The following is a 24,356-nucleotide window of genomic DNA, read 5'->3' as shown; positions in this document are numbered from 1 at the left end:
GGTAATGCGCACGGCGCATTCCATGCTATGTGCCCGTACCGACAAGCAACGTTTGACCAGTAACGTGGCCGCTATGACTGCCCCCGACAAGGTGAGCGACAACTACACCGGACACGTCGATCCTGGTACTGCGGCCCGCCGGACCCTACCCGGCGCCACGATCCTAAAGGTGTCGGTGGGCCCCATGGACAACAATGCGTATCTGGTGACATGTTCCGCGACCGGGGAGACGTTGTTGATCGACGCCGCCAACGACGCGGACGTCTTGATCGGTCTAATCCGGCGCTACGCGCCGAGGCTGTCACTGATCGTGACCAGCCACCAGCACTGGGACCATTGGCAGGCCCTCGAAGCCGTGGCCGCGGCCACCGGCGCGCCAACCGCGGTCAACGAGATCGACGCCGAACCGCTGCCGGTCAAACCGGAGCGTTTGCTCGCGGGCGGCGACACCCTGCACATCGGCAAGCTGACATTCGACGTCATCCACCTGCGCGGGCACACGCCGGGATCGATCGCGCTGGCCCTCGACGGGCCCGCGACCGGCGGGGTCACGCAGCTGTTCACTGGCGACTGCCTGTTCCCCGGCGGGGTCGGCAAGACGTGGCAGGCCGGGGACTTCAGGCAGCTGCTCGACGACGTCACCACCCGGGTGTTCGACGTGTACGACGACTCCACCGTCATCTACCCCGGCCACGGCGACGACACCGTGTTGGGCGAAGAGCGCCCTCACCTGGGCGAATGGCGCGCGCGGGGCTGGTAGGCCCTACTGGCGATCGCGAGCTAGTTCGTGGTGTGGACGATCAGCACGTCCACCTTGGCGCGCCGCGACACGTTGGCCGGCACCGATCCGAGCAGCCGGCCCGCGATCGTGCTCAGTCCGACGTTTCCGACGACCAACAGGTCGGCCTTTTCGTCCTCGGCCAGCTTGACCAGCGCGTCGACCGGGGCGCCCTCGATCGGGCGCTCTTCGACGTTCTTGGCCCCGGCCTTGTGCGCCCGCTCCTTGGCGTCCTGCAGGATCGCGTAAATCGGCGCGGTGCCGGACACCTTGTAGCTCTCGTTCCGCAGTGCGTCGGCGGCCCGGCTGTCCTCATGCTGGGGCAGGTACGCCGAAGCGACGATCAGCCTGGCGTCGGGTCCGGCGATCTGCGCCGCCTTGTCTACCGCACGCATCGACGAGTCCGAGCCGTCGGTTCCCACCACCACAGTCTGATAGGCGCCCATTTACCCTCCCAGTTTCGGTTGGTCAGCCAACCCAAGACAGTATCGCGTTTGCCCGTTGCAGAGGGAACAGATTACCGACACCGCGTGGCGCGGCGTGTCGACAATTTGCGGGGCCGCGCTGGGCCAGCGGACAATATCGCCGATGACAAAACAATCAAATGCTCAGGCCCGAGGCGGAAAGCGTTGCATAACGCAGCTTTTCGCGGAATGCGGGCGCCCGCGGCTAATAGGCCGGCCGCGATTTGTGAGCCGGCCCCGCGATTCCGCTTTACAGTGACAAGCATCATGTCCATGCCCACCGTCGAGCAGCGCGTCGCGGACGGAGTCGAGGAGCCCGCGCCCGCGCGTCCGCCGGGCCGGTTGCTCGACCCGTGGGCGATCGCCGTGTTCGCGGCCGTGGTCAGCGGCGCGTGGGCCTGCAGGCCCTCCCTGTGGTTCGACGAGGGGGCGACCATCTCGGCCGCCGGGAGCCGGACGCTGGCGGAGCTGTGGCGGCTGCTGGGCCACATCGACGCCGTGCACGGGCTGTATTACCTGGTGATGCACGGTTGGTTCGCGCTGTTTCCGCCGACCGAGTTCTGGTCGCGGGCGCCCAGCGCCCTGGCGGTGGGCGCCGCCGCCGCGGGCGTCACGGTATTCACCCGGCAGTTCTCGACACGGCCGACGGCGATCTGCGCCGGTGTCATGTTCGCCATCCTGCCGCGCACCACCTGGGCGGGCATGGAGGCGCGGCCCTATGCCTTCGCCGCCGCCGCGGCGGTCTGGCTGACCGTATTGCTCGTCGTCGCCGCCCGCCGCAACAGAGGGCGATTGTGGGTTTGCTACGCGCTGGCATTAATGCTGTCGATTCTGCTCAATTTGAACATGGTGCTGTTGGTGCCGGTTTACGCCGTAATGGTGCCGCTGTTGGCGCCCGAGAAAGCGCGGAAATCCGCGGTTATCTGGTGGGCGATCAGCTCGTGCGTTGCGGTCGCGGCCATGACGCCGTTCATCGTGTTCGCCCACGCGCAGGTTTGGCAGGTCAACTGGATTTACCCGGTCAGCTGGCATTACGCGTTCGACATCATCCTGCGCCAGTATTTCGACCACAGCGTCCCGTTCGCCATCCTGTCGGCCGTCCTCATCGTGGCGGCGGTCGCGGCCCGGCTGGCCGGCGTCCGGCCCCCGGCCGGCGACACGCGTCGGCTGTTGATCATCTGCTCGGCGTGGGTGGTCATCCCCACCGCGCTCGTGGTCATCTATTCGGCCGTCAGCGAACCGATCTACTACCCCCGCTACCTGATCTTCACCGCCCCCGCGATGGCCGTAGTCCTGGCCGTTTGCATCGTCACGATCGCCCGCAGGCCGGGGCCCATCGCGACAGTGGTGCTGGCGTGCGCCGTCGCCGCGGTGCCGAACTACCTGTTCGTTCAGCGCTGGCCGTACGCCAAGGAGGGCTGGGACTACAGCCAGGTGGCCGATTTGATCAGCTCCCACGCCGCGCCGGGTGACTGTCTGCTGGTGGACAACACCGTGCCGTGGCGGCCCGGGCCGATCCGCGCCCTGCTGGCGACCCGGCCCGCGGCCTTCCGGTCGCTCATCGACGTCGAACGCGGCGCCTACGGGCCGAAGGTGGGGTCGCTGTGGGACGGCCACGTCGCCGTGTGGCTGACGACGGCCAAAATCAACAAATGTCCCGCGATCTGGACGATTACCAATAAAGACACGTCGCTGCCCGACCATCAATCCGGGCCGTCATTGCCACCGGGAGCCGCATTCGGGCGCGCCCCGGCTTATCGGTTCCCGAGTTATCTCGGTTTCCGCATTGTCGAACGTTGGCAGTTCCATTATTCGCAGGTGGTGAAGTCCACGCGGTGATTGCCGCTTTGCCGACGGCGTGAACCGCCATTCGTTGGGTAGTTGACGAGTATGCAGAGCTGGCTGGCCGCGCCGCTCCTGGGTGGCAACGTACAGGGTGTCCGGCACCTCGTCGAACTGTTCGTCGCGTTCGGGTTGACCACGCTCATCGGCCTGGAACGCACCATCCAGGGCAAGAGCGCCGGATTGCGGACCCAGACGATCGTCGGGACCTCGGCGGCGTTGATCATGCTGGTCAGTAAGTACGGCTTCGCCGACGTCCTCTCGGGCGGCACGGTCATGCTGGACCCGTCCCGCGTCGCGGCCCAAATCGTTTCCGGGATCGGCTTTTTGGGCGCGGGCATCATCATCACCCGACGCGGTGCGGTGCACGGGCTCACGACGGCGGCCGCGGTGTGGGAATCGGCCGCAGTCGGCATGGCCGTGGGCGCCGGCTTGCTGCTGCTGGCCGCCGCGGTCGTGGTCCTGCACTTCGTCAGCGCGCTGCTTTTCAAGGGCATCGAGGGCCGCTTGACGGCCCAGCTGCGCGGCACCGTGCGGGTGCAGATCATCTACGAAAACGGCCGGGGAATGCTGCGGGAGGTGCTGCGAATCTGCGGGCAGCGGAACTGGCAGCTCACCGAGCTCGACGCGGATGCCCACGACATCGACGACGGCGAGGTCCGGGTGACCATGACTTTGTCGGGCAGCAAGATTGCGAACGCACGGCAAGTTTTCGGCGACGTTGACGGGGTGGTCGCGGTCCTACAGGCCGACGACAACCCCGACTGAGCCCGGCACGAACTAGCCGACCGGCTGCGCCTCGCGCACGCCTCGGGTCGCGCGGTAGGAAACCGCCACACCGGCGGCGCTCAGCGCGGTGAACACCGTGAACAGCCAGTGCGCCGCCATCCCGTCGCCTCCCTTGGCGGTGTTGACCACCACGCCGGCCAAACCGGCGGCGATCGCGGCGGAGATCAGCTGGACGGTGTTGATCGCCGCCGAGGCGGCGCCGCCCTCGGCGGGGTCGGCGACCGAGGCCATCGCGCGCGCCGACAAATGCGGCCAGGCCATTCCGATCCCGGTCCCGGCCACCAGCAGTGCCACCGCCCACAGCCCCGCCGTCCACGGGGACGCGTCGCCGCGTCGCGCGACCGCCGCCAGGGCCAGGCCGGACGCGGCGACAATCGGCGCCGCCACAATCACCCGCCCGATCGTTCGCGGGCTCTCCAGCGATGCGCTGATGATCTCGCTGACCGTCCAGCCCAGCGCCAGCGCGGCTCCCAGGAAGCCGGCCGCGATCGGCGTCAGATGCGCCAGCCGCTGGCCGAACAGCGGCACGTAGGTGTTCACCATCGCGGCCCCCATCAGCGCGCCCATGGTCAGGTAGATCCACTTCAACGGACCGGGGCCGAACACGCTGGGCGGCAAGATCGCCGCGTGCGTCCGCCAGTCGACAACCACGAACACCCCCACCAGCGCGATGCCGGCGGCGAGCAGCGCGAACGTCGCCAGCGTGTTGCGCGGAATCTGGGCGACGCTGACCGCCAGCGCGGCCGCACCGATCAGCAGCAGCGACCGCACCGGCACCTTCCTCGACGGCATGGCGGTGCTGGGCTCGACGCGGGCCATTGCGACCGGCACCAGCATGGCCATCAGGCCGGTCAGCACGGCCATCGCCACGAAGGCCCAGCGCCACAAGCCGAGCTGGGCGAACAGCCCGCCCGTCGTGGGACCGACCACCGTAGCCACGCCCCACATCGCCGACACCAGTGCCGAGGCACGCGTCCACAGCGCGCGCGGCAGCGCGGAATTGATGACGGCGTATCCGAGGCCGGCCAGCAGCCCCCCGGCCACGCCCTGCAGGGCGCGCCCAGCTATCAAAACCTGCATGTTCGGCGCCGCCGCGCAAACCAGGCTGGAGACGCCGAACACGGCAAGTCCGGTCAGGTAGGACGAGCGCGCCCCGACGCGCAACAGCATCGGATTGACCATCGCCGCCGCCACCACCGACCCGACCAGATACAAGGTCGTCACCCAGGCGTAGAGCCTGCTGCCGCCGATTTCGGCGATGGTGTTGGGCAACAAGCTGGTGGTCAGGAACTCGTTGGTGGCGTAGAGGGCCACTCCGCCGGCCAGCAGGATGGAGGTCCTCAGATACCTGGGACCCAGCAGCTGGTCCCAGCCGCCGGTGACGGTCGCGGTGTCGGTCACCCTTCTACCGTATGGGGTGTCGCGATAGTGCCGACCTGAGATCCGCTGCCAGCAAACTCATTTCAGGCCGGCGGCATCCATCCCCCGCAGTTCCTTCTTCAGGTCGGCGATCTCGTCGCGGAAGCGTGCGGCCAGCTCGAACTGCAAGTCACGGGCGGCGGCCATCATCTGCTCGGTGAGGTCCTTGATCAGGTCGGCCAGTTCGGCCCGCGGCATGCTGGTCGTGTCGCGGCCCTCGAACACGCCGGCGCTGACGGCGCGGCCCGGCTCGCCCTGGGCGCGCCGGCCCCGCGAGGAGTTGCGTCCCGAGCCGCCGATCCCCACCGTTTCGCTGTCGTCGGCCTCGCGGTAGACCTGGTCGAGGATGTCGGCGATCTTCTTGCGCAGCGGCTGCGGGTCGATGCCGTGGGCCTCGTTGTAGGCGACCTGCTTGGCCCGCCGCCGTTCGGTCTCGTCGATCGCCTCCTTCATCGAGTCCGTGATGGAGTCCGCATACATGTGGACTTCGCCCGAGACGTTGCGGGCGGCGCGGCCGATGGTCTGGATGAGGCTGCGCGAGGACCGCAGGAAGCCCTCCTTGTCGGCGTCCAGGATCGCCACCAGCGACACCTCGGGCAGGTCCAGCCCCTCGCGGAGCAGGTTGATGCCGACGAGCACGTCGTACTCACCCAGCCGCAGCTGGCGCAGCAGCTCCACCCGGCGCAGGGTGTCGACCTCGGAGTGCAGATAGCGCACCCGAATGCCCATCTCCAGCAGGTAATCGGTGAGGTCTTCGGCCATCTTCTTGGTCAGGGTCGTCACCAGCACCCGCTCGTCTGCGTCGGTGCGCTTGCGGATCTCGCCGATCAGGTCGTCGATCTGCCCCTTGGTCGGCTTGACCACGACCTTCGGGTCCACCAGTCCGGTCGGCCGGATCACCTGCTCGACGAACTCACCGCCGGCCTGGCTGAGTTCGTACGGGCCGGGGGTGGCCGACAGGTACACCGTCTGCCCGATCCGGTCGGCGAACTCCTCCCACGTCAGCGGGCGGTTATCGCACGCAGACGGCAGCCGGAAGCCGTATTCGACCAGGTTGCGTTTACGGGACATGTCGCCCTCGTACATGCCCCCGATCTGCGGCACCGTGACGTGCGACTCGTCGATGACGAGCAGAAAGTCGTCCGGGAAGTAGTCGAGCAGGGTCGCCGGCGGCGAGCCCGGGCCGCGACCGTCGATGTGCCGCGAGTAGTTCTCGATGCCCGAGCAGAAGCCGACCTGACGCATCATCTCGATGTCGTAGTTGGTGCGCATCCGCAGCCGCTGCGCCTCCAGCAGCTTGCCCTGACCCTCCAGCTCGGCCAGCCGCGCGGCCAGCTCCTCCTCGATCGTGGAGATCGCGTGGGCCATCCGCTCCGGGCCGGCGACGTAGTGGGTCGCGGGGAAGATCCGCAGCGAGTCGACCTGGCGGATCACGTCGCCGGTCAGCGGGTGCAGGTAGTACAGCGCCTCGACCTCGTCGCCGAAGAACTCGATGCGCACCGCCAGCTCCTCGTAGGACGGGATGATCTCGACGGTGTCGCCGCGCACCCGGAACGAGCCACGGGTGAAGGACAGGTCGTTGCGGGCGTACTGCACGTCGACCAGCAGCCGCAGCAGCGCGTCGCGGGGCACCTCAGTGCCCACGCTGAGTTCCACGGAGCGGTCCAGATACGACTGCGGGGTGCCCAGGCCGTAGATGCACGACACCGACGCCACCACGACGACGTCACGCCGCGACAGCAGCGACGACGTCGCGGAATGCCTCAGCCGCTCCACGTCGTCGTTGATCGAGCTGTCCTTCTCGATGTAGGTGTCGGTCTGCGCGATGTACGCCTCGGGCTGGTAATAGTCGTAGTACGACACGAAGTACTCAACGGCGTTGTGCGGCAGCATCTCTCGCAGTTCATTGGCCAGCTGAGCGGCCAGCGTCTTGTTCGGCGCCATGACCAGCGTGGGCCGCTGCAGCCGCTCGATGAGCCAGGCGGTGGTGGCCGACTTTCCCGTGCCGGTGGCGCCGAGCAGCACCACGTCGCGCTCCCCCGCTTTGATGCGGCGTTCCAGCTCGTCGATGGCGGCCGGCTGGTCGCCGGCGGGCGCGTGCGGGCTGACCACCTCGAAGTGGCCGCCGGCGCGCACGACCTCGTCGACCGCGCGGTATTCCGAATGGGCGAGTACCGGATGTTCCGTGGCGAAAGCCATGCCACCAGGGTAGAACCGCCCACCGACAAGCGTCGCCGTGCTGGTCAACGCGGCCACATCCGTCACATCAGTACCAACTTGACGGGACAAGGCGGTCCGCGAACTTGAGAGCGCGGGCGAATATCGGATTCGAAGGTCGCCTATTGGTGCGGACGGCCGCTATCCCGCCGGACGGGCCCACGTCCGGGTGACGGGGTCACACTGCAGCAGATAGCCGTCGTTCGAAGTGGTCATCGCGAACACCGAAGTGCCCGGGCGGTCGCACGAGCTGCCGGAGGCGTGCACGCCCATCGTGATCGGGGCCTTGGCCCAGCTGTTGCCCTCGCAGACGATCTGCTCGCTGTTGGTCGGGTCGTAGGCCAGCTTGTCGATGTCGGCGCACAACCCGCCCAGCACGGGCGGCGCCGGGGCCGACGCCGCCGTCGACGTGCTGACGGCCTGGCCGGGGTCGCTCAGGTTCACGCCGGCGGGCACGTCACCGACCCGGGTCGCCACCACGGGCACCCGCACCACCGCGCCCTGGGCGCCGCACTCGTTGCTGAGCACGGTCTCGGTCACGGTGCCGCGCAGGGTGCCGTCGGATTGGGGCGCCAGCGACCAGGCGAGGGTCTCCTGCTGGGCGGCCCGGGCCTGGCCGTGCGGTTGGGTACAAGGCAGCCGCTCCTGTTGGGGCGCGCCCTGCCAGTAGCCGCCGACAAAGTGCAGTGTGTCCGTCTTGCCCCCGTCGGCCGTTTGGTGGGCGGCGTTGTCCAGCCGGGTCCCGGTGGCCGCGCATCCGTTGGTGGTGCACACCGAACGGAAAGCCCACCAGCCGGTGGCGGGGCCGTCGTGGCGGATCGCGACGCCATTGGTGGTCCGCTTGCCCTGGTCGTAGTCCAGCTTGTAGCTCCCGTCGAGCACCGGTCCGCCGGACCTGGCCGGCGCGGGGACGGACGGCTTGGACGCGAGGGCCGGGTTGGCCGGCGGCGTGTCCGGCTCAACCGAGTACAGCACCGATCCGGTGGCAGCCACGGCCACGAGCATCGCGCACACCAACCCGATCGCCCACCGCGTCCGCGAGGAGAACCGGTGGTTCGTCGCCGCAGCGACGGCGCGCGGTCCGCGCTGCGGCGGCGCCGTCAACCCGGCCCGGCCGCGCGGGCCGGCTTCGGCGACACCGGCGGCAAATGCGCGACACCGCTCGAACCTGTCCTCGGGTCGTTTGGCCAACGCCTTGCGAAACACCTCATCGAGATGCGCCAGCTCCGGGCGGTAATCGCTGAGCCGGGGCGGATCCTCGTGCAGGTGCTGGCCGATCACCGCGATCGGATTCGAGTGCTGAAACGGCGGTGCACCGGTGAGCAGATGGAAAGCCGTTGCGGCCAAGGCATATTGGTCTGCCCGTCCGTCGATGTTGGATCCCGTCAACTGTTCCGGCGCGGCGTACGCCACCGTACCCACGGCGACGTTGGTCTCGGTGATTCCGCTGATGTCACCAAGGTGACGCGCGACACCGAAGTCCGCCAACAGGATTCGGCGTTCCCCGTCTTCCGGATGGGTGAGCAGGATGTTGGCCGGTTTGACGTCGCGGTGCAGCAGTCCGCGGTCGTGGGCGTAGTCGAGGGCCCCCGCGACGGCGTGGATGATGGCGCACACCTCCTGGATCGGCATCCCGTCCCGGTAGCGCTCTTTCACCAGCCGGGAGGCGTCGGTGCCCTCGACGTAGTCCATGGAAATCCAGAGGTGACCGTTGAATTCGCCGCGGTCGTGCACGCCGACAATGTGCGGATGCCACAGCGTCGCGGCGAGATCGGCCTCGCGGTTGAACCTTTCGCGAAATTCGGGATCGGCCGTGACCGCCTCCGCCAGCACCTTGATCACGTCGCGACGCGGCAACCGGGGGTGCAGTGCCAGATACACCTCGGCCATGCCACCGGCACCCAGCTGCCGCAGGATCGTGTAGCCGGCGAACGGCGCCCCGCCGGATATCGACGGGCGAGACCCATCGGCCCGCTTTGGGGCCTCGGGCTCGACGCTCGGGGCCGAGCTGACCGGAGGAATGCGGCGGAACAGGTGGGAGATCGTCACGGCGGGCAGCGAGTGAAAGCTCGCGCGCATCGCCGCGCCGGCCTGACGCGGGTTCCTCAGCAGCCGGCGCCCGGCGCCGATGCGCCGGGTAGTCCCTTTGTGTTCATCCATCTACCGCCTCGTCCCCTCGTCCTTCGCATTGCCAGGGCATCGCGATTGGGCCGTTGCTCCGCGTCGGCGCTGCGGCCGGCACCACGGTGTGCCCGGCGCCCCGCGAAACAACCGACTGCACCCCCTCCGTTCAGATCATGCCGGATCCCGGTGGGGGGTTCGCCTCAGCAAGCTATGAAACGGTTATGAGTGGCCGGACCGAAACATAGCGAAATCACAGGCGATCCCGATAGAGACCACTCACCCGACGCACCGATACTTGTGTAGTGACTCGACCCGCCCCGCCCATCCTGACGATTCGGCACGACGGGTCCCAACGATCCTTCGCGGCCGGCCACGAGGTGGTCATCGGCCGCGATACCAACGCCGACGTGCGCATCGCCGATCCACGGATCTCGCGTGCCCACCTGATCCTGCGTTTCGACCAAGGCCGCTGGCTGGCAATAGACAACGGGTCGCTGAACGGAACCTATCTCAACGGCTACCGGATGCCGGTCATCGACGTCCACGACGGTCAGAGCATTCACGTCGGCAACCCGCAGGGGCCACGGCTGACCTTCGCCATCGGACCGCGGCAGGGCTACACCGACCGGCCGGGCAGGACGCGGCCGAGCCCGGGGGCCGGGCCGCCGACGCTGGCTTGGTCGGCGCTTCCCGAGCAGACGAATCCGGTCAGGAATCCAGGCCGGTGCGGCGCCAACGCGGCACCGTCGCGACCGCTGCCGCCCAGGCCGCCGGTGGGGGTGCCGAATTCGCCGTCCCGCCAGCGGGTTTCACCGCCCCGCCCGGCGCCGGACGGGCCCGTGCCCGCGCCGGGCCTCCGCGGCGCACCGCTCAACGAGCGGACCGTCGTGCACGCCGGCGCGGCGCCGCCAGCCGCGACGCCGCCCACCGAACTCACCGTGGTCGACGCCAAGACCGCCGACGTGTCGAACCTTGCGACGCGGTTTGTGAAGTTGCTTTCACCGCGCTCGTCGGCCGCCGCGGGCACCCCGGGCGCCAGGACGATTGGTCGCGCCGCGGAGAACGACATAGTGGTCTCCGACGTGTTGGCCTCACGCCGGCATGCGACGTTGGTGCAGACGCCGCTCGGCACGGAAATCCGGGACAACAGCATCAACGGGACCTTCGTCAACGGCACCCGGATCGGATCGGCGATCCTGTCCGACGACGACGTAGTCACCATCGGCAACATCGATCTGGTTTTTCATGACGGCGCCCTGACCCAACGCAGCGAGGCCGCGACGCGCACCGTCGGTCTGGAGGTGCACAACGTCAAGTACGTCGTCGACAACGGCAAACAGCTGCTGGACGACATCTCGCTGCTCGCGCGCCCCGGCACGCTGACCGCCGTCATCGGCGGGTCGGGCGCCGGCAAGAGCACCCTGGCCAGGCTCATCGCCGGCTACAGCACCCCCAGCTCCGGCTCGGTTACGTTCGAGGGCCACGACATTCACGCCGAATACGCGTCGTTGCGCAGCCGCATCGGCATGGTCCCGCAGGACGACGTGGTGCACCGGCAGCTGACGATCAACCAGGCCCTCGGCTACGCCGCCGAACTGCGACTGCCGCCCGACACCAGCAAATCCGACCGGGCGAAGGTCGTCGCCCAGGTCCTCGAAGAGCTCGACCTGACCAAGCACGCCGACACCCGCGTGGACAAGCTGTCCGGCGGTCAGCGCAAGCGCGCCTCGGTGGCGCTCGAGTTGCTCACCGGCCCTTCGCTGTTGATCCTCGACGAGCCGACTTCGGGCCTGGACCCCGCGCTCGACCACCAGGTCATGATGATGCTGCGGCAGCTGGCCGACGCCGGGCGGGTGGTGATCGTGGTGACGCACATGCTGTCCTACCTCGACACCTGCGATCAGCTGCTGTTGGTGGCCCCGGGCGGCAAGACGGCCTACTGCGGCCCGCCGGACCAGATCGGCGAGGCGATGGGGACCACCGACTGGGCGAAGATCTTCACCAAGGTGGGCGCCGACCCCGAAGAGGCCAACCGGCGCTTCCTCGAGCAGCGTGACGCCGAGAAGCGCCCGCAGAAACCGGTGCCGGACAAGGCCGATGAGCCTGGGGCCCTGGGCGAACCGGTGCATACCAGTGTGCGGCGCCAGATTTCGACGGTCGCCCGCCGGCAGATCCGCCTGGTGGTCGCCGACCGGGCGTACTTCATCTTCTTGGCGCTGTTGCCGTTCATCCTGGGGTCGCTGTCCCTGACCGTTCCGGGCAGCAATGGATTCCATCTGCCCGGCGCAAACGCCGGGACGCCCGACGAAGCGGCCCAGATTCTGGCCCTGCTGATGCCGGCCGCGGCGTTCATGGGTACCGCGCTGACCATCCGCGACCTGGTCGGCGAGCGTCCGATCTTCCAGCGCGAGCAGGCGGTCGGGCTGTCGACCACGGCCTACCTGCTCGCGAAAACGGCGGTGTATTGCGGGTTCGCGGTCCTGCAGTCGGCGATCATCACCGCGATCGTGGTGATCGGCAAGAGCGCGCCGACGCGCGGCGCCGTTCTGCTCGGCCATTCGACCATCGGGGCGACCACCGAACTGTTCGCCACCGTCGCGGCGACCTGTGTCGCCTCGGCGATTCTCGGACTGGCGATCTCGTCGCTGGTCCGCTCCAGCGAGCAGATCATGCCGCTGTTCGTCGTGACGGTGATGGCACAGTTGGTGTTGTGCGGCGGCATGGTTCCCGTGACCGGCCGGCTCGGGCTGGACCAGCTCTCCTTCGGTATGCCCGCGCGGTGGGGCTACGCCGCGGCGGCGTCGACGGTCGACCTGCGGCACCTGGTGCCCGATTCGCTGCTGTCCCAGGACCGGTTCTGGCAACACACGCCGAAGGTCTGGCTGCTCGACATGGGCATGCTCGCGGCGTTGTCACTGTTCTATGCCGGACTCGTGCGGTGGAAAATCCGGCTTCGGCGTTAGAGTTGCATCATCCATCCACCGAAGCACGAGACGTTCGACCTGAACGCCCGCACCAACACCGATCCCAAAGGCATCGTGCGGGCCGTGGACGACTACGCGGTGCACCCGTGGGGCCTCTACGTAGCCCGGCCCACCCCCGGCCGCGCCCAGTTCCATTACCTCGAGTCATGGCTGCTACCGTCGGTCGGTTTGCGCGCCACGGTCTTTCACTTCAACCCGGGCCATGAACGCGGTCACGACTACTACCTCGACGTCGGGGAGTACACGCCCGACCCCAACGTCTGGCATTCCGAGGATCACTACCTCGACATCGAGGTCCGCACCGGCGACGGCGCGGACCTCACCGACGTCGACGAGTTGCTGGATGCCGTCCGCCACGGCCTGTTGACCCCCGAGGTCGCCGAGCGGGCGGTGCTTCGCGCCGTGGACGCCATCGCGGGGCTGGCCCGCAATGGTTATGACCTGTCCCGCTGGCTGGCCGGGTACGGGATGGAGCTGACCTGGCGCGAGAGGTAGGGGCGGAGCTCCAGCCCGAACCAAGGTCTAACGGCCCTATCCTCGGCGCACCGGTGGCCCTAATTTCGGCAGTGCCGTGTCAGCAATTGTTTAGGGAGAAGAGCATGACCACCGCGCGTGAAATCATGCACACCGGCGCCAGCTGTGCCGGTGAACATGAGACGGTGATGGCCGCGGCTCGGCAGATGCGCGACCTGGGCGTAGGAGCACTGCCGATCTGCGGCGACGACGACCGCCTACACGGAATGATCACCGACCGCGACATCGTGATCAGATGCATTGCGGCCGGACATGATCCGGACACCTTGCAGGTGGGTGAACTAGCGCAGGGCAGTGCCTACCACGTCGAAGCCGATGCCGGTATCGACGAGATGCTCACCCTCATGGAGGAGCATCAGGTCCGCAGGCTGCCCGTGATCGACAACCATCGGTTGGTCGGCATCGTCAGCGAAGCCGATATCGCCCGCCACCTTCCCGAGCACGCCATCGCCCAGTTCGTCAAAGCGATCTGCGCCCAGCCTGCCATCACCAGCCACTGACCCTTCCACGGGCCGGCTTACCGCATATGGCCGTCAGGCGAACGGATCCGAGGAAGCCGTGACGTTTTTCCAAGTGATAGCGGTCGACCTCGACGGCACACTGACATCGCGCGGCCAGGTGTCACCCAAGGCCCTGACCGCCATAGACGATGCTCGGCACAAAGGGCTGACAGTCGTGTTGGTCACCGGTCGCATCGGAGCGGAACTGCAAACGGAGTTTCCCCACATCGCGGACCACTTCGACGCGCTGGTGCTGGAAAACGGCGCGGTGATGGCGGTCGAGGGGCACGCAAGCGCCCTGGCAGAGCCCGTGGACAGCAGCCTTGATGACGCACTTGCCGAGCGCTGGGTGCCATTCCGTCGGGGTGAGGCGATAGTGGCGATCAGCGGCGAGCACGCCGCGACCGTCGCCGAGGTGATCGGCGAGCTCGGACTGGACTGCCAGGTCGTGCGGAACCGGGCGGCCCTGATGGTGTTGCCTGCCGGTGTCACCAAGGGCACCGGGCTATGCGGGGCCCTGGCCGCGATGAATCTCTCGCCGCACAACACCGTCGCCGTCGGGGACGCCGAGAACGACTTGTCGCTTTTCGGTATCGCGGAGATCGGTGTCGCGGTGGCCGATGCCATCTCGTCCGCGCGCCGGCGCGCCGACCTCGTCCTCAATGAACCGAATGGCGCCGGCGTCGCCGAGTTGCTGACCGGCCCGTACCTCAGCGGGGCACAACGCTGGTGCCCGACGCGACGGTGGATCAACATCGGCACCTTCGACGACCAGACTCCCACCCGGATACCGGGAAGCCAGGGCCGCGTCCTCGTCACCGGTCCTGCCGGGTCGGGGAAAAGCCACCTGGTCGGGCTGTTGGCGGAGAGATGGATCCAGGCGACATATTGCGTCCTGGTCATCGACCCCGAAGGCGACCACTTACAGCTGCGCGAGCTCACCGGGGTGGAGATCATCGATGGTCGTCACCACCTTCCCGAACCCACCGACTTGGTCAACGGTCTCCATCCGGGTTCGAGCGTGGTGATCGACATCTCCGGTCTCGCGGAGCCTGCCAAGTCCGACTACGTACGCCGGCTGCGGGAGACCGCCGAGGCGCACCGCGAACATCACGGATTCCCGCATTGGGTGATCTACGACGAGGCGCATCTGTTGGGCACCGACGAGGAAGCGCACTGGGCACGTCGCGGCGGCTACGTGCTGTCGTCATTCGCACCGGCGTCATTGCCCGCCCAGGAGATCGACAACAGCGACGTGGTGTTGACACTCACCACCAGGGCCGCCGAAGCGAACATGACCTCGGTACGCCGGGCCACGATCAGCTTCGGAGGGGGCCCGTCTCGCGCATTTACCGTCGCTGAGCGCCAGACCGGGCACGTGCGGCACCGCCACAAATACGCCGATATCCGGCTACCCGACGAGCGGCGGTTCTACTTCCATACCGTCGAAGGCCGACCCGTCCGGCCGGCCGCGACGATGCACGAATTTCAGGCCGCCTTAGGCCATCTCGACTACCGGGCACTCCAATATCACCTCGCCCGCGGGGACTTTTCCCGTTGGCTGGACGGCACCATTGCCGACAAGGACTTGGCCAAGCAGGTGGCGGCCTGGGAGGACGAGATACTCGCGCGTCATGCCGCCGACGTGGAACGCATTCGGCACGAACTAATCCGCGCGGTAGAAGAACGGTATCTGCGCACCGATTCCACCGGGCGACCGCGTTCGGCGTCTCCAAACGAGTAATACCCGCCGGGGCAAGGGGGACGGTACGGTTTTGGCATGCGTGAGCACGCGGGCGAAGTGTCATGACGACCTTCGGCGCTCTGCCCGGCGCGGTGCGTGAGGCGCTGCACGATGAGCCGGTGCCCGACTGGCGATCCCCCACGCTGGCCACCCTGACCGACAAGCGGTTCTCCGATCCACGGTGGGTCTTCGAGCGCAAGTTCGACGGGATGCGCTGCCTGGCATTTCGTGACGGCGCCCGGGTGCGGCTGTTGTCGCGAAATCGCCAGCCGCTCAACGGAACCTATCCGGAACTGGTCGACGCGCTCGCCGTGCAACACACCACCCGTTTCGTGCTCGACGGCGAGGTGGTGGCGTTCGAGGGGCGCCGCACCAGCTTCGCCCGGCTGCAGGGCCGCCTGGGCATCACCAACCCCGAGGTCGCCCGCGCATCGCCGGTCCGCGTCTTCTATTACGTCTTCGACCTGCTGCACCTCGACGGCAGGGCCACGGTCGACGCGCCGCTGACGTGGCGGAAGCGGCTGCTCCGCAATGCAATTGAATTCGGTGGGCCGCTGCGCTACACCCCGCACCGGGTTGCCGACGGACTGAGCGCGTATCGTGCGGCCTGCGAGCGCGGCGACGAGGGCGTGATCGCGAAGCTGGCCGAGTCGACTTACGACGGCGGCCGCTCGAAGCATTGGTTGAAGTTCAAGTGCGTGCGCGACCAGGAATTCGTGGTGGGCGGCTACACCAGTCCCAAGGGCAGCAGGGTGGAGCTGGGCGCGTTGCTGCTGGGCTATTACGACGGCCGCGACCTGGTCTACGCCGGGAAGGTGGGGACGGGCTTCGACGAGGCTACGCTGCGCCGCCTGCACGAGCGGCTGTCGGCGATCACGCGGGAGACGCCGCCCTTCACCCGCGGCCTGGTGCGCGAAGCCGGCGCCCATTGGGCGCGTCCCGAACTGGTGGTGCAGATCGGTTTTACCGAATGGACCCGGGACGGAAAGCTGCGCCACCCGCGCTACCTCGGCGTCCGCACCGACAAGGACGCCGGCGAGGTGGTACGGGAGACCGGGGCCTGACCGCTTGGTCCCGGGATCACGTTGAGCGTAATGTCACCAACTATGAGCTGCACCGGCCACAGGCTGCTGCCCATCATCGCGGTGACGATCATCGCCGTTGGCTCCCAACTGAGTCCGGCGACCGCGCGGGCGGACCTGCACAACATTACCTACCGTGCCCGCGTCGACGCGCTCACAACCGGCAGTCAGGCCACCTTCATCATCAACGGCGGCCAGACCAACACCACCAACCTTCCGTCCATGCCCGGCAACGTATTCGAGGCCAACACGGTGCTGCCCGACCCGCAACAGGCCGGCATGCGGATTGTGCTTCGCTTCCCGTATTCGGCGAACGTGCACTGCGAGATCGACGTCGACGACAACGTTTTCACCCAGGCCGACCAAATGGTCAAACCGGCCCCCGGAAATGCCGATCCCAACAACGGTGCGCTGCAGTGCGGCGCACCCCTGCCCGGCTGATCCGGGCTAGGGTCGATTGCCCGACTCCTCCTCACCTCGCTGCGCGAGCCGCATCGTCGCCCGGCTAGGGTCGATTGCCCGACTCCTCCTCACCTCGCTGCGCGAGCCGCATCGTCGCCCGGCTAGGGTCGCCAGCCCGTCGAATCCGCCCACGCCCAGGCGCGCCGGTAGGCGTCAAGAAACCATGGCTCCTTGGCGTCGACGTAGGACGCGGTGTCGCCGCCGGCCTGGGTTTCGGCCGACTGTTTGACGGACAGGTAATCGGCGCGCGCCGCGGGGTCGGCCGACAGCCAGGCGACGAACAACAGCGCGAACTGCTGGTTTGGCCAGCCATCGACCCGGATATGCACGTTGGTCGGGCGACCCGGGTCGGCGGAGGCGTGAATCCGCTTGTCCCACAGCGCCGCATCGTCACTGTGGTCATAGCACTCGACGGCGCTGCGGGCATCGCGCTTGGCGACGTCGGAGGTGATGCGATCGATGCGGGGATAGCCGGCGGCCAACAGCGGCTCGACGAGTTCGTCAGCGACAGCCAAGGATTCGACCGTGACCTGCACGTCGATCACGTCCTTGGCGGGAAGGCCCGGCACGGCGGTCGAACCGATGTGGTCCACCCGAATCGCCCGGTGGCCGCAGGCGGTCTGCAGCCGGTTGACGATCCGCCGCGCCTGATCCGGCCAGCTCGGATCGGGCGGTACCAACCGCGCCGGCGCCCGCGCGACCTGATGCTGGGTCAGGTTGTGCGCGAATGGCAGTATCCGGTGGTCCCACACGTCATGGGCCCGCCGCACCAGGTCTTCCGGGCTGCCGGAGTTGTCCACCCAGATGTCGGCGACGGCACGGCGCTGCTCGTCGCTGGCCTGTGCGGCGATGCGGGCGCGGGCGTCCTCTTCGGGCATGCCCCGCTGATCGACAAGCCGACGCAGCCGCACCTCGACGTCGGCGTACACGATGACGACGAGCGGAAACAGCGGCGCCATCCCCGACTCCACCAGCAACGGGATGTCTTCGACGACCACCGAATCCTCGGACACCGAGGCGATGATCTCGGCGCGGCGCTTGCCGACCAGTGGGTGGACGATGCCGTTCAGCCGCTGACGCGCCTCGTCGTCCCGGAAGGCCTTGGCGGCCAAAGCCGGACGATCCAGCGATCCGTCGGGAAGCAGGATGTCGTCACCGAACGCTTCGACGAGCGCGGCCAATCCGTCGGTGCCCGGCTGGACCACCTCGCGCGCGATGACGTCACCGTCCACGATGACCGCACCGCATTTCGCGAAGGTGGCCGACAGCGCCGACTTGCCGGCGCCGATGCCACCGGTCAACCCGATACGGAGCATGCGTGAACGCGATTAGGCGTTGCCGGCGAGTTTCTCCCGCAGAGCCGCCAATTGGGCGTCGCTGGCCAGCGACCCGCCGGCCGCCTTTTCCGCCGGCGCGCCGTTGCCCGCAGGGGGCTCGGCGTGCCCGGCCGCCTCGGCAGCGGCGAACTTCTCCATCTGCGCGGTGTGCATCTTGTGCCGGCGCTCGGCCTCGGCGTAGCGGGCCTCCCACTCGGTGCGCTGCTTGTCGAACCCCTCAAGCCATTCGTTGGTCTCGGCGTCGAAGCCTTCGGGGAAGATGTAGTTGCCCTGCTCGTCATAGCTGTCGGCCATGCCGTACTTCGCCGGGTCGAACTCCTCGGTGTAGTCCTCGTTGGCTTGCTTGAGCGACAACGAGATCCGGCGGCGCTCCAGGTCGATGTCGATGACCTTGACCATGGCGTCGTCGCCGACGGCCACCACCTGGTCGGGCACTTCGACGTGGCGCTCGGCCAGCTCGGAGATGTGCACCAGGCCCTCGATGCCCTCCTCGACGCGGACGAACGCACCGAACGGAACCAGCTTGGTGACCTTGCCCGGCACGATCTGGCCGATGGCGTGCGTGCGGGCGAAGTGCCGCCACGGGTCTTCCTGGGTTGCCTTGAGCGACAACGAAACCCGCTCACGGTCCATGTCGACGTCGAGCACCTCGACGGTGACCTCGTCGCCGACCTGGACGACCTCGGACGGGTGGTCGATGTGCTTCCAGGACAGCTCGGAGACGTGCACCAGGCCGTCGACACCACCAAGGTCGACGAACGCGCCGAAGTTGACGATGGACGAGACGACACCCTTGCGGATGGCGCCCTTCTGCAGCTGATTGAGGAACTCGCTGCGCACCTCGGACTGGGTCTGTTCCAGCCAAGCCCGGCGCGACAGAACGACGTTGTTGCGGTTCTTGTCCAGCTCGATGATCTTGGCCTCGATCTCCTTGCCGATGTACGGCTGCAGATCGCGGACACGACGCATCTCGACCAGCGACGCGGGCAGGAAGCCGCGCAGGCCGATGTCGAGGATCAGGCCACCCTTGACCACCTCGATGACGGTGCCCTTGACGGCCTCGTCCTTCTCCTTGAGCGCCTCGATGGTGCCCCAGGCGCGCTCGTACTGCGCGCGCTTCTTGGACAGGATCAGGCGGCCCTCTTTGTCCTCCTTGGTGAGAACAAGAGCTTCGACCTCATCGCCGACGGAAACGACCTCGCTGGGGTCGACATCGTGCTTGATGGACAGCTCGCGGGCGGGGATGACGCCCTCGGTCTTGTAGCCGATGTCGAGGAGCACCTCGTCCCGGTCCACTTTGACGATCGTCCCCTCGACGATGTCGCCATCGTTGAAGTACTTGATCGTTTTGTCTATTGCGGCAAGAAAGTCCTCGCTGGAGCCAATGTCGTTGACGGCTACTTGGGGCGAGGTGACGGTGGGACTCGGCATGTGGTGGGTTGCTCCGGACAGGTTGGGTCGTAGGGACAAAACTGGGATTTATCTATTGAGGTTACTCGACTGCGTACACGCTGGCCAAACCCGGGCGGCGCGCCACTTGCGCGACAACCGGGCATTTGCCCACCGCGAAAGTGACGGCAACGCGAATTTCCCGCCAATTTTATCTGGGCTCGATCATCCTCGGGCACCAATGCGCCAGTCAATGCGCTGCGGCGTCCCATGAGCGGCCGTAACCCACCGAAACCTCCAGCGGGACGTCGAGCGGATAGGCGCCGCCCATCTTCTCGCGGGCCAGCGCCTCGACCTGGCCCCGTTCGCCCGGAGCGATTTCGAACAAGAGTTCGTCGTGTACCTGCAGCAGCATGCGGGATTTCAGTCCGGCCTCTTTGATCGCCTTGTCGACCTCGATCATCGCCACCTTGATGATGTCGGCGGCGCTGCCCTGGATGGGGGCGTTGAGGGCCGCGCGTTCGGCGGCCTCCCGCACCTGGCGGTTACTGCTGTCCAGCTCGGGGAGGTAGCGGCGGCGGCCCAGCACCGTCGAGGTGTAGCCGTCCTTGCGGGCCTGCTCCACGATGTTCATCAGGTAGTCGCGCACCCCACCGAACCGGGCGAAGTAGGCGTCCATCTGTTCCTTCGCCTCTTCGGTGGAGATTTTCAGTTGTTGCGACAGGCCGTAGGCACTCAACCCGTAGGCCAGCCCGTACGACATCGCCTTGACCCGGCGGCGCAGCTCGGCGGTGACCTCTTCGATCGGCACGCCGAACGCCCGCGACGCCACGAACGAGTGCAGGTCCTCCCCCGTGTTGAAGGCCTCGATGAGGCCCTCGTCCCGGGACAGGTGCGCCATGATCCGCATCTCGATCTGGCTGTAGTCGGCGGTCATCAGCTCGCTGTAACCGTCACCGACCACGAACGCATCGCGGATGCGTCGCCCGGCCTCGGTGCGGATCGGGATGTTCTGCAGGTTCGGCTCGGTCGACGACAACCGACCCGTCGCCGCGATGGTCTGGTTGAACGTGGTGTGAATGCGCCCGTCGGAGGCCACCGAGTTCAGCAGTCCGTCCACGGTCACTTTGAGCCGGGTGGCGTCGCGGTGGGTGAGCAGGTGCTGCAGGAACGGGTGGCCGGTCTTGTCGAACAGCGACTGCAGCGCGTCGGCGTCGGTGGTGTAGCCGGTCTTGGTGCGCTTGGTCTTCGGCATCTCCAGCTCGTCGAAGAGCACCGCCTGCAACTGTTTTGGCGAGCCGAGGTTGATCTGCTTGCCGATCACCGCATAGGCCGCCTCGGCGGCGTCGCGGATCTGGTGGGCGAAATCGCTCTGCAGCTCGCCGAGCAGATCCAAATCGACTGCGATACCGGTGTGTTCCATCCCGGCCAGCACGCGCTGCACCGGCAGTTCCATCCCGGCGAGCAGCGACGTGGAGTTGATGCGGGCCAGCTCCTCGTCGAGCGCGTCGGCCAGATCCAGCACCGCCACGGCCCGCAGGATCAGCGTCTGCACCGCCTGATCGTCCGTGCCGTCGGAATCGTCGAGTAGCGAAAGCTGTTGCTGTTCGGGCGTTTCCGCGCGCAGCTCCCTACGCAGATAGCGCAGCGAGAGGTCCTCGAGGGAGAAGCTGCGCTGCCCGGGCCGCACCAGGTAGGCGGCCAGCGCGGTGTCGGAGGTGACGCCGGCCAGCGTCCAGCCGCGCCCGGCGAGGTCGTGCATCGCCAGCTTGGCTTCGTGCAGCGCCTTGGGCGGACCCGGGTCGGCCAGCCAGGACGCCAGCGCCCCCTCGTCCTCGGGTTCCAGCGTGGAGGTGTCGATGTAGCGGCCCTCCCCGTCGGCGGACACGATGGCCAGCGCCGTGGCGTCGGCGTCGTAGGCCAGGTGGGTGCCGACGACGGCCAGGCCGAACCGCTTGCCCGAGCTGTGCTCGGCCAGCCACACCGCCAGCTCACCCGGCTGCAGCGCGCCGCCGCGCACGTCGAAACCCGCGTCGACCTCGGGTTCGACGGCGGCCAGGGTCTCGAACAGCCGGTCGCGCAACACCCGGAACTCCAGGTCGTCGAAGAGGCGGTGGATCTGGTCGCGATCCCACGGCTGCATGCGCAGCGTGTCCGGGGTCTGGGCCAGCGGCACGTCCTTGACCAGGTCGGTGAGCTCGCGGTTGCGGATCACGCTGGCGAGGTTGGCCCGCAGCGCGTCGCCGACCTTGCCGCGCACCGAATCGACATTGTCGACCAGACCTTGCAGCGAGCCGTATTCGGCGATCCACTTCGACGCGGTCTTCTCCCCGACGCCGGGGATGCCGGGCAGGTTGTCGCTGGGATCGCCACGCAGGGCGGCGAAGTCGGGGTACTGCCGGGGCGTCAGCCCGTACTTTTCGACGACGGCTTCGGGTGTGAACCGGGTGAGTTCGCTGACGCCCTTGCGCGGGTAGAGGACGGTCACGTCGTCGCTGACCAACTGCAGGGAGTCCCGGTCCCCGGTGACCACCAGGACGCGGAAGCCCTCGTTCTCGGCCTGGGTGGCCAGCGTCGCGATGAGGTCGTCGGCCTCGAAGCCGGGCTCGGCCAGCACCGTGATGCCCAGCGCGTTCAGCACTTCCTTGGTGATGTCGATCTGGCCGTGAAACTCGTCGGGCGTCGACGAGCGGTTCGCCTTGTACTCCGGGTACCGCTCGGAGCGGAAAGTCTGCCGGGACACGTCGAACGCCGCGGCGACGTGCGTGGGGGCCTCGTCGCGCAACAGGTTGATCAGCATGGCGGTGAAGCCGTAGACCGCGTTGGTGGTCAGGCCGCCGCGGGTCTTGAAGTTCTCGGCGGGCAGCGCGTAGAACGCCCGAAATGCCAGCGAATTGCCATCGAGCAACATCAGTGTCGGCTTGGTTTGTTCCTCGATCGCGGCGGGCACGGCTATCACTCTAGGCACCCCGACCGACGAGCCAGGCGCTGCCGCAGAACTGCAACACGTTTCAGTTTCGGGTGGGGCCTGGGTAGGCTGGCCGAGTGCCAGAGGTCACCAGCCAAGAACCCGCGATCGACGGATGGTTCGCCACCGAGGAAGCCGGCCACCCGCACCTGATCGGCAGCAAATGCCCCGAGTGCGGCACCTACGTCTTCCCGCCGCGCGAGAACAATTGCCCGAACCCCGGCTGCGCCAGCGACACACTGGAGTCCGTCGCGTTATCGACCCGGGGAACGCTGTGGAGCTACACCGAGAACCGGTATCCGCCGCCCCCGCCCTACCCCGCCCCGGATCCCTTCGAGCCGTTCGCCATTGCCGCGGTCGAACTGGCCGACGAGGGTCTGATCGTGCTGGGCAAGGTGGTCGAGGGCACGCTGGCGGCTGATCTGAAGGTCGGCATGGAGATGGAGCTGACCACCATGCCGCTGTTCACCGACGACGACGGCGTACAGCGCATCGTGCACGCGTGGAGGATCCCGTCATGAGCACACCCGAACCGCTGTACATCCTGGGCGCCGGAATGCACCCGTGGGGCAAATGGGGCCGAGACTTCACCGAATACGGCGTGGTGGCCGCGCGCGCCGCGCTGGCCGAGGCCGGCCTGGACTGGACGCAGATCCAGTTGGTCGCCGGCGCGGACACCATCCGCAACGGCTACCCGGGCTTCATCGCCGGATCGACGTTCGCCCAGAAGCTGGGCTGGAACGGCGTGCCGGTCAGCTCGAGCTATGCCGCGTGTGCGAGCGGTTCCCAGGCGCTGCAAAGCGCCCGCGCCCAGATCCTCGCCGGCTTCTGCGACGTCGCGCTGGTGATCGGCGCCGACACCACCCCGAAGGGCGCGTTCGCCCCCGTCGGCGGGGAACGCAAGAACGACCCCGACTGGCAGCGGTTCCACCTGATCGGCGCGATGAACCCGGTGTACTTCGCGCTGCTGGCGCGCCGCCGGATGGACCTCTACGGCGCGACGGCCGAGGACTTCGCCCAGGTGAAGGTGAAGAACTCGCGGCACGGCCTGCAGAACTCGAATGCCCGCTACCGCAAGGAGGCTTCGGCCGAGGACGTGTTCGCCAGCCCGGTGGTGGCCGACCCGTTGCGACAGCTCGACATCTGCGCCACCTCAGATGGCGCTGCCGCCCTGATCGTGGCCAGCGCCGAGTTCGCCCGCAAGCACCTCGGCTCGCTCGATGGCGTTCCGTCGGTCCGCGCGGTCAGCACGGTCACCCCCCGCTACCCGCAGCACCTGCCCGAATTGCCTGACATCGCAACGGATTCCACCGCGGCGGTGCCCGCACCGGACCGGGTGTTCAAGGATCAGATCCTGGATGCCGCCTACGCCGAGGCGGGCATCGGACCCGAGGATGTCAGCCTGGCCGAGGTCTACGACCTGTCCACCGCGCTGGAGCTCGACTGGTACGAGCACCTCGGGCTGTGCCCTAAAGGTGAAGCCGAGGCGCTGCTGCGCAGCGGCGCCACCACCATCGGCGGCAAGGTCCCGGTCAACCCGTCGGGCGGGCTGGCCTGCTTCGGCGAGGCCATTCCCGCGCAGGCCATCGCGCAGGTCTGCGAGCTCACCTGGCAGCTGCGCGGTCAGGCGACCGGCCGGCAGGTGGAGAACGCCACGGTCGGCGTCACCGCCAACCAGGGTCTGTTCGGGCATGGCTCGTCGGTGATCGTGGCGCGCTAGGTG

At 67.8% G+C, this 24,356-nt stretch carries 18 protein-coding genes; 11 read left to right on the top strand and 7 right to left on the bottom strand.

Going from position 1 to position 24,356, the window contains the following annotated elements:
• Positions 1–73 precede the first annotated feature (73 nt).
• Positions 74–760, top strand: a complete 687-nt coding sequence (locus A5678_RS06790; protein ID WP_068040122.1) for an MBL fold metallo-hydrolase — start codon at positions 74–76, stop codon at positions 758–760.
• Between the two features lie 20 nt (positions 761–780).
• Here the strand turns inward: A5678_RS06790 and A5678_RS06785 are convergent, their stop codons facing one another.
• Positions 781–1,224, bottom strand: a complete 444-nt coding sequence (locus tag A5678_RS06785; protein WP_068040120.1) for a universal stress protein — start codon at positions 1,222–1,224, stop codon at positions 781–783.
• Positions 1,225–1,509: 285 nt separating this feature from the next.
• On the opposite strand from A5678_RS06785, the gene A5678_RS06780 reads away from it, so the two are divergent.
• On the top strand, positions 1,510–3,081 hold the full coding sequence (locus A5678_RS06780) for a glycosyltransferase family 39 protein (RefSeq protein WP_068040119.1): 1,572 nt from the start codon (positions 1,510–1,512) through the stop codon (positions 3,079–3,081).
• Positions 3,082–3,132: 51 nt separating this feature from the next.
• Complete coding sequence (locus A5678_RS06775) at positions 3,133–3,852, top strand: MgtC/SapB family protein (RefSeq protein WP_068040118.1); 720 nt, start codon at positions 3,133–3,135, stop codon at positions 3,850–3,852.
• Between the two features lie 12 nt (positions 3,853–3,864).
• Here A5678_RS06775 and A5678_RS06770 read toward each other — a convergent pair whose 3' ends face one another.
• The 3 genes from A5678_RS06770 to A5678_RS06760 form a co-directional block, all read right to left on the bottom strand.
• Complete coding sequence (locus tag A5678_RS06770; RefSeq protein ID WP_068040117.1) at positions 3,865–5,274, bottom strand: MFS transporter; 1,410 nt, start codon at positions 5,272–5,274, stop codon at positions 3,865–3,867.
• Positions 5,275–5,331: 57 nt separating this feature from the next.
• On the bottom strand, positions 5,332–7,491 hold the full coding sequence (uvrB, locus tag A5678_RS06765; protein ID WP_068040225.1) for an excinuclease ABC subunit UvrB: 2,160 nt from the start codon (positions 7,489–7,491) through the stop codon (positions 5,332–5,334).
• Between the two features lie 159 nt (positions 7,492–7,650).
• Positions 7,651–9,669 carry a serine/threonine-protein kinase gene (locus tag A5678_RS06760; RefSeq protein ID WP_068040112.1) on the bottom strand — a complete coding sequence of 673 codons (2,019 nt, stop codon included), beginning with the start codon at positions 9,667–9,669 and terminating at the stop codon, positions 7,651–7,653.
• A gap of 266 nt (positions 9,670–9,935) precedes the next feature.
• Here A5678_RS06760 and A5678_RS06755 point away from each other — a divergent pair, with 266 nt between their 5' ends.
• The 6 genes from A5678_RS06755 to A5678_RS06730 all read left to right on the top strand — a co-directional run bounded on the left by A5678_RS06755 (position 9,936) and on the right by A5678_RS06730 (position 16,918).
• Positions 9,936–12,596, top strand: coding sequence for an FHA domain-containing protein (locus tag A5678_RS06755; RefSeq protein WP_197502055.1), 2,661 nt, complete (start codon positions 9,936–9,938; stop codon positions 12,594–12,596).
• Between the two features lie 75 nt (positions 12,597–12,671).
• A complete protein-coding gene (locus A5678_RS06750; protein ID WP_068040111.1) occupies positions 12,672–13,112 on the top strand; it encodes a DUF402 domain-containing protein in 441 nt (146 codons plus the stop codon).
• A gap of 104 nt (positions 13,113–13,216) precedes the next feature.
• Entirely contained in the window at positions 13,217–13,651 is a 435-nt protein-coding gene (locus A5678_RS06745; RefSeq protein ID WP_068040108.1) for a CBS domain-containing protein, read from the top strand.
• Between the two features lie 58 nt (positions 13,652–13,709).
• Positions 13,710–15,395: an HAD hydrolase family protein gene (locus A5678_RS06740; RefSeq protein WP_068040107.1), complete on the top strand. Its 1,686-nt coding sequence runs from the start codon at positions 13,710–13,712 to the stop codon at positions 15,393–15,395.
• A gap of 62 nt (positions 15,396–15,457) precedes the next feature.
• Entirely contained in the window at positions 15,458–16,459 is a 1,002-nt protein-coding gene (ligD, locus tag A5678_RS06735; RefSeq protein ID WP_068040104.1) for a non-homologous end-joining DNA ligase, read from the top strand.
• A 42-nt stretch (positions 16,460–16,501) separates the two neighbouring features.
• On the top strand, positions 16,502–16,918 hold the full coding sequence (locus tag A5678_RS06730) for a hypothetical protein (protein ID WP_068040102.1): 417 nt from the start codon (positions 16,502–16,504) through the stop codon (positions 16,916–16,918).
• Between the two features lie 122 nt (positions 16,919–17,040).
• Here the strand turns inward: A5678_RS06730 and coaE are convergent, their stop codons facing one another.
• From coaE to polA, 3 genes are all read right to left on the bottom strand, one after another.
• The gene (coaE, locus tag A5678_RS06725) at positions 17,041–18,255 is read right to left on the bottom strand and encodes a dephospho-CoA kinase (RefSeq protein ID WP_068040100.1); all 1,215 of its coding nucleotides are present in this window, start codon (positions 18,253–18,255) and stop codon (positions 17,041–17,043) included.
• A 12-nt stretch (positions 18,256–18,267) separates the two neighbouring features.
• Positions 18,268–19,707 (bottom strand): 30S ribosomal protein S1, encoded by a 1,440-nt coding sequence (rpsA, locus tag A5678_RS06720; protein WP_068040097.1) that lies wholly within the window; start codon positions 19,705–19,707, stop codon positions 18,268–18,270.
• A gap of 208 nt (positions 19,708–19,915) precedes the next feature.
• Positions 19,916–22,576 (bottom strand): DNA polymerase I, encoded by a 2,661-nt coding sequence (polA, locus tag A5678_RS06715; protein WP_197502060.1) that lies wholly within the window; start codon positions 22,574–22,576, stop codon positions 19,916–19,918.
• 134 nt (positions 22,577–22,710) lie between these two features.
• On the opposite strand from polA, the gene A5678_RS06710 reads away from it, so the two are divergent.
• Entirely contained in the window at positions 22,711–23,154 is a 444-nt protein-coding gene (locus A5678_RS06710) for a Zn-ribbon domain-containing OB-fold protein (RefSeq protein WP_068040088.1), read from the top strand.
• A complete protein-coding gene (locus A5678_RS06705; protein ID WP_068040221.1) occupies positions 23,151–24,353 on the top strand; it encodes a lipid-transfer protein in 1,203 nt (400 codons plus the stop codon). Before A5678_RS06710 ends, A5678_RS06705 begins: the two co-directional genes overlap by 4 nt.
• Positions 24,354–24,356 lie beyond the last annotated feature (3 nt).

Origin of the sequence: Mycobacterium sp. E2733, from assembly GCF_001667585.1 — a bacterium.
Classification (GTDB): domain Bacteria; phylum Actinomycetota; class Actinomycetes; order Mycobacteriales; family Mycobacteriaceae; genus Mycobacterium.
The sequence above is the reverse complement of the archived record's forward strand: the minus strand, read 5'-3'. Positions and strand labels throughout refer to the sequence as shown.